Genomic DNA, 2,666 nt, shown 5'->3' on the forward strand with positions numbered 1-2,666 from the left:
AACAACACAAACTCAATCAACAACAAAAGCAAAACTAAACTATTGGTATCAGGTCTTTAATTACCTGAGGCCTTTCGCACTCAAAAATTACAGGTCAAACTCAAATCATTTTATCATGTTTAACAACTATTATAAAATCGCATGGCGTCACATTTTAAAAGAAAAGTTTTATTCACTCATTAATATTCTGGGCCTTGGTGTTGGTCTTGCATGCTGCATTTATATCGCCTTTTATATCAATGACCAACTCTCTTACGATCAGTACCATGAAAATTTAGACCGAACTTATCGCATCTTACAAGGACATAAGGATGGTGAAGGGATAGCCACTCCCCCGTCACCGGAAGAATTTCGCGTATGGGGAAATGCACCTATCGGACCAGCACTCAAAGAAGAATTTGCTGAAGTAGAAACATTTTGTCGCTTTACACCAGCATACGACAAGCTAATTGAAGTAAACGATCACCTGTATAACGAAGAAGGTATCGTGTTTGGTGACTCGAGTGCCTTTGAAGTATTTAGTTGGCCTCTCCTTTCCGGCAATCCCGAAACTGCACTAACAGAACCTAACACCATTGTACTCTCTGAGTCCCTGGCTAAAAAATACTTCCCGGACGGTGATGCTTTAGGAAAATCTATCATCTACGATCAAAACAGAGAGTGTATAGTGACCGGGGTAATGAAAGACATCCCCAAAAACTCTCACTTTACTTTTGATGGCATACTCTCTATGAGCACGTTTTACCAACAGCGCCCGACCATATTTGAGGATTGGGGCTATGTAGATTTCTATACATACGTTTTACTTAAAGAAAACAGCACAATCGCCTCTATCAAACCAAGAATCAATGAGTTGGCTGCCAAACATACCAGCGATTGGGATGGCTATAAATTCTACGCTGATGTGGAACCACTCGATGGCGCATACTTAAACTCTGTTGCCGCCAGACAACCTGGCAAAACAGGAAGCTTATCTAGTCTTATTATTTTTTCCATGATTGGTGGCTTTATTTTATTGATAGCATGCATGAACTTCATCAATCTATCAACAGCGCGCTCGCTAGAAAGAGCTAAAGAAATTGGAGTGAGAAAAGTAGTAGGTGCCAGGCAATCGTCTTTAATTTTTCAATTTCTTTCTGAGTTTTCATTATTAGCATTATTCGCAGGCATTGTGGCTTTGGCTTTAATCTCTCTGACAAGTCCTTATTTTGAAAGCATCACTGGACTGTCAATCGTTTTATCAGACCTACTCACGATAGAGTTTATAGGTGCTTTTATTTCATTATTAGTGATTTTAGGATTGTTGTCGGGTAGTTACCCTGCCTTTTTACTTTCTAAGTATGAGCCAGCCAAAGTATTGAAAGGCAACTTTAAAACGGGCTCCAAAGGTGTGTCGCTTAGAAAGGGGCTGGTTACATTTCAGTTTATTCTCACTTTAGCCCTTATCATCGGTACCATTACAATTTACAATCAGCTCAGCTACCTGCAAAACCATGAGTTAGGGTTTGACAAAGAGCAAACCTTGGTCATGGAGTTTGGTTTTGACATACAGGCCATACTTAATATTGAGACCATTAAAGATGAGTTTCTAAAAGACCCGGACGTAACGGCCATTGCAGCTTCAAGAGCAGTACCTGGAAAATTTCACCCCAATGCAGGCACCCAAATTGAAGGTCCTGATGGCACTTTGATTCCCCACAACCCTGCTATTTATGAAGTCGACCCTGATTTTATTCCTTTGTACAATATTGAAGTGGTTGCCGGCAGACCTTTCTCTTACAACTTCACCACTGATTCTACAGAAGCGCTGATAGTAAATAAGGCTGCTGCTAGTTTATGGGGCTATGAAAATCCTGAAGATATTATCGGCAAAAGGTTTGATCAGTGGGGCAAGCAAGGTGTCGTTATCGGTGTGGTTGATAACTTCAATTACCGATCGTTGCATAGTGAAGTAGAGCCACTTACTATTAGGTATGAGCCCTTCAGTATGGCCATGTTTTCTCTAAAGCTTGATGCAGACAATATACAATCTACTATCATGCGACTTGAAGACAAATGGCGTGAGCTTATCCCACAAAGGCCATTGGTTTATTACTTTTTAGACGACAATTTTGACAAACATTATCGAGCCGACAGGCAATTTGCACAGCTATTTACGGCTTTCGCAATCCTTGCGATTCTCATTGCATTTTTAGGATTATTTGGTCTTACTACCTATTCTACTGCTCAACGCGTAAAAGAAATTGGTATAAGAAAGGTACTGGGAGCCTCATTCTTATCTATACTCATGTTGCTTTCTAAAGATATCGCAAAAGTGATTTTAATGGCCTTTGTTGTTGCTATTCCACTTTCTTGGTTTGCCATGCAATCGTGGATAGAAAGTTACGCATACAGAGCACCGATGAGTATTAACACTTATTTTATAGCCGTCTTATCAATCTCTGCAACTGCTTTGGCAATTGTGGGTTGGCATTCCGTGAGAGTGGTAATCCTCAACCCCGTAAACTCACTAAGGTCTGAGTAATGTCAGTACAGAAAAACACACCGCCTAAACTAGCCAATTGGCTTTTACTCCGCTTTCTAAGAGATGACCTTGCTGAAGAGGTAATGGGTGATTTGGAAGAGAAATTTATAAAAACAACACAAACTCAATCAACAACAAAAGC

2 protein-coding genes are annotated in these 2,666 nt (G+C 40.2%); both read left to right on the forward strand.

Going from position 1 to position 2,666, the window contains the following annotated elements; genetic code table 11:
* Nucleotides 1-2,524, forward strand: a 2,524-nt coding sequence (locus E1176_RS02590; RefSeq protein ID WP_222933057.1) for an ABC transporter permease, incomplete at its 5' end; no start/stop codon positions are given.
* Nucleotides 2,524-2,666, forward strand: a 143-nt coding sequence (locus E1176_RS02595) for a permease prefix domain 2-containing transporter (protein WP_155209021.1), incomplete at its 3' end; no start/stop codon positions are given. The genes E1176_RS02590 and E1176_RS02595, both read left to right, overlap by 1 nt.

Origin of the sequence: Fulvivirga aurantia, assembly GCF_009711475.1 — a bacterium.
GTDB classification, from domain to species: domain Bacteria; phylum Bacteroidota; class Bacteroidia; order Cytophagales; family Cyclobacteriaceae; genus Fulvivirga; species Fulvivirga aurantia.